This is a genomic window from Clostridium sp. (genome assembly GCF_051656525.1).
In the GTDB taxonomy this organism is placed as follows: domain Bacteria; phylum Bacillota; class Clostridia; order Clostridiales; family Clostridiaceae; genus Clostridium.
On the sequence record NZ_JBOGCC010000046.1, the window covers coordinates 1 to 3,574 of the forward strand.

General features: G+C 26.3%; 5 protein-coding genes. All 5 read right to left on the reverse strand.

All coding sequences use genetic code 11. The annotated features are described in order from the left end of the window. The coding region (locus ACRDDY_RS01410; RefSeq protein ID WP_438563186.1) for a DUF262 domain-containing protein at positions 1 to 130 on the reverse strand (130 nt) is incomplete at its 3' end. 9 nt (positions 131 to 139) lie between these two features. Then, complete coding sequence (locus ACRDDY_RS01415; RefSeq protein ID WP_438563182.1) at positions 140 to 676, reverse strand: hypothetical protein; 537 nt, start codon at positions 674 to 676, stop codon at positions 140 to 142. A 1-nt stretch (position 677) separates the two neighbouring features. Continuing rightward, complete coding sequence (locus ACRDDY_RS01420; protein ID WP_438563183.1) at positions 678 to 2,723, reverse strand: AAA family ATPase; 2,046 nt, start codon at positions 2,721 to 2,723, stop codon at positions 678 to 680. Further along, positions 2,713 to 2,904: a hypothetical protein gene (locus ACRDDY_RS01425; RefSeq protein ID WP_438563184.1), complete on the reverse strand. Its 192-nt coding sequence runs from the start codon at positions 2,902 to 2,904 to the stop codon at positions 2,713 to 2,715. The genes ACRDDY_RS01420 and ACRDDY_RS01425 overlap by 11 nt, the downstream gene beginning before the upstream one ends. An 11-nt stretch (positions 2,905 to 2,915) precedes the next feature. Beyond that, a partial coding sequence (locus ACRDDY_RS01430) for a helicase-related protein (RefSeq protein ID WP_438563185.1) occupies positions 2,916 to 3,574 on the reverse strand: 659 nt, incomplete at its 5' end.

The window sequence follows — 3,574 nt, forward strand, 5'->3', positions numbered from 1 at the left end:
CTACTAAAAATGTTGCTAGCAACTCTTTTTGCTGTTTTGTATCCCAAACAAAATCTCTTTGAAAATTTGGTAGAACTATTCTACCTTCATCTTCATCTTGGAATATTTCTTTTAATTTTTTTACTTTCACTTATTCCCCCTAAATTGCACCTATTATTTTCAACGCTTCATTTACTTCTCTTTCTTCTCTTTTTCCATCATACATATTTTCTAAAAATTCTTCTGGATTTTCTAAAAAATCTTCAAAATTTCTTATATATCCTTCTCCATCTTTCTTTAATATTTCATATAACTTATTTATACCCAAACTAGCACACTTATTAAATATATCCACAACTCTTTTATTATCTAAAATATCTTCAATACTATTATTTAAAGATAAGGCAACTGCATAAATTAAATGATAATACTCACTGAAATCAACTGGAGATAAAGTTCTAAAATCCTTTTTTTCTAAAACGCATTTTTCAATAGTTTGAGGCATATTTGAGTACAAATTAAATCCTATCATTCCAGCTAATATCAATAAATCTTTTTTAGTTTCAAAAAAACCAAACCCTACTTGTTTTGTTAGTTCATTATATATCTCATCATATTTTTTTTCATGTCCAAATCCTGATAACTCATTAACTACTTCTCTTCTTTTTCTTAATTCCCCTTGAAGCAACTCTTCCATCTTAAATCTCCTCTCTTACTATTGTTACATCAAATCTTTTATCTGATCCTACCCTTCTTTGATTTTCTAGAACATATTTTTTTCCTATATTATTTTTTACAACATTCTCCATAGAATCATTCCATTGCCCCGATGAAACCATAACTATAACTTGCTCTGATAAAACTGGTAACATTTTTGTAACATCTACTCTATATTCACTATCTAAATCACCATATGGTGAATCCAATACCAATGGATATATTCCACCATTAAAATCTAATGCTGATTTATTTTTTTCTCTATTCAACTCTTTCGCATAATAAACTAAACCGCCTATAAATCCAAGAGCTTTATTCTTACCTTCTCCTCCTGATGTTCCTGCTTCTTTTCCATCAGTATCAAAAACTTTAAATTCAAAATTTTCTGTAAGTTCAGCTTTATATCCTTTTTTGTTTATTTTCGAATAAACTTCTTCTATTTTTAACATCAATCCTTCTCTACCTTGAGCTTCCTTGTGCTTTTTTAGAGTTTCAAGACTTAATAATATTCTTTCAGCAAAATCTCTATTTATTCTTTCTTTTATTGACTTTATATTTTTTTTATCTGCTTCAATTTTTTCAATTCTAACAGAATTTAATTTTTTTTCAATTTCTTCTAACTCTATTTCTAAAGAACCAATACTTCTATTTAAAATATTTTTTTCTTCATCTTTTTTAACTAATCCTTCTTTCAATTTTTGAAGTTTGTTTAATAAATCTTTATTAACATCTTTTACTAGGATATTTAATTCATCTTGAAGATGAGTTATTCTATCTTCAGTTTTATAAAGCTCCATTTTTATACTATTTACATCTTGTAAAAAATTTCTTTTATCTGTATTTTTTAACATAAAATAAACTTCGCTTACCTTTTCACGACTTTCTTTCGATGCTGCACTTTCTAACTTCTCCATTATTTTTATATAATTCTCTGTATGACTAGCTAATGAAGCTCCACAGATACACTCTTTTAATCCTATTAACTCTTCTAAAAACTCTTTTTCATATCTTGATGGAATTTCACCCTTAGCTTTTTTTTCTTCTATTATTTTAAATCCATTTTTTAATATTTTTGAGGATATTATTTCAACACCTTTTACTGATAAAAATAAATCATACATCTTTTTCTTCTCATCAATTAATTTAATTAATTTTTGTTCTTCATTTTCTAAAAAATTAACTCTTTCTTTATTTTTCTCATCTTCTTTAATTACTTGTAAAATATCATCAATCTGATTATTTATCTCTTCTTTTTGTTCATCTAAAGATTCTATTTCTCTCTCTTTTTCAAATTTTTCATTTAATTTAATATTTTTTTTATTTTCAAGCTCATTTATTTTCTCTTGTAATTTTACTATATCCTTATTTGATTGACTGCTCTCATAATAGTCCTTCTCAAGTTGGTTAAATACTTTTGACGTATCTAATATTGCATTTTCTAAACTTTTTATTCCTAAAATCCTATTAATAGATTCTCTTATAACTTGAGCATTTTCTTTTTGTATACTTTTTTTTGTATCTTTTTCTGGAGATATTTTATTTAATCTCTCTCCATCAACAAAAAAATTTATTTCTTTAGGTAATAATCTATTTATTATTTCTTGACAATGGATTTCAGAGATATCGCCAGTTGTTTTTCCATCTCTAGATTCTATACTCACTCTAATTCCTTTAAACATATCATTTTCAAAGCTTACTTCTCTTGTTATTTTATACTCTTGCTCAATGCTATCCTCTGAAACTTTTCCTATTATATTTAGAACTACTTTTGCTGAACATACTTTTCTATTCTCTTCTAAATATTTTTTATTTACAAAACTAGCTGCGCCAAAGTTCTTAGGATCTCCCGATGTTAAATCTAGATTTCCGCCATACAATCCCCATCTTATCGCTTCTAAAAGAGTTGTTTTTCCAGAACCATTCTCTGCCTTTAAAAGTGTTATATTCTTTTCTCCACTACAAAATTCTATCTTTATTTTCCCATAATACGGTCTAAAGTTTTCTAATATTATGCTCTTAAATATCATTGTCATTCAACTCCACTGCATTTTTTATAATTATATCCTTTATTTTTCTCTCTAAGACTATACTAGTACCGACTTTTAATCTGTCTGGATCATTCTCTAATTTAATAATTGTAATAATTGTTTGCTGCTCAACTTCACTTAAGCTTTCAAAAAACTCTTGTCCTTTTGATTTCGTACTCATCTTTTCTCTCCTTATATTCCATAAAATTCTTTTAAATTTCTTAATTTACTTTCATTTCTATATTTATTTAAAGCCAAAGAATTGTACTCTTCTAGCCTTTTTAGTTCCCCCTCAACCATTTTCTTTTCAATACTAAAATTAGAATCTTGAATAGGTTGATAACTTTCATAACTTCTAGGAACAACTAAAAAATCATGTATTTCTGCTATAGATTTGTTGTCTGATTTTCTTAATATTCTTCCTCTTCTTTGAACATACTCTCTATAATTACTTGTGCTTCCTAAAATATACGCTCTTTCTATAGATGGAATATTTATTCCCTCGTCTAAACACTTTATTGCTACAACAGCATTTATATCTTTTTCTGTAAACTTTTTAATAACTACTTCTCTCTCCTCTTTAGACTCTTCAGAAGTAAATTTCATAAGTTTAAAATGTCGATTTTTTGATACAACTTCCATTACTTTATGTATAAATTTCTGTTCATTACTTTCATATTCTCCTCTAGCCTTCCCAGCACCAACATATATTAAATTATTAAAACTATCTTCATCAATAACTTCTAATAGTTTTTCTATTTTACTATTTGTTAAATTGAGTAATCTAGCTCTTTTAAAAAGTAACATTTCTAAAGCTGTTGATTCTTTTTTTCTATCTTTTAAATTTGAAT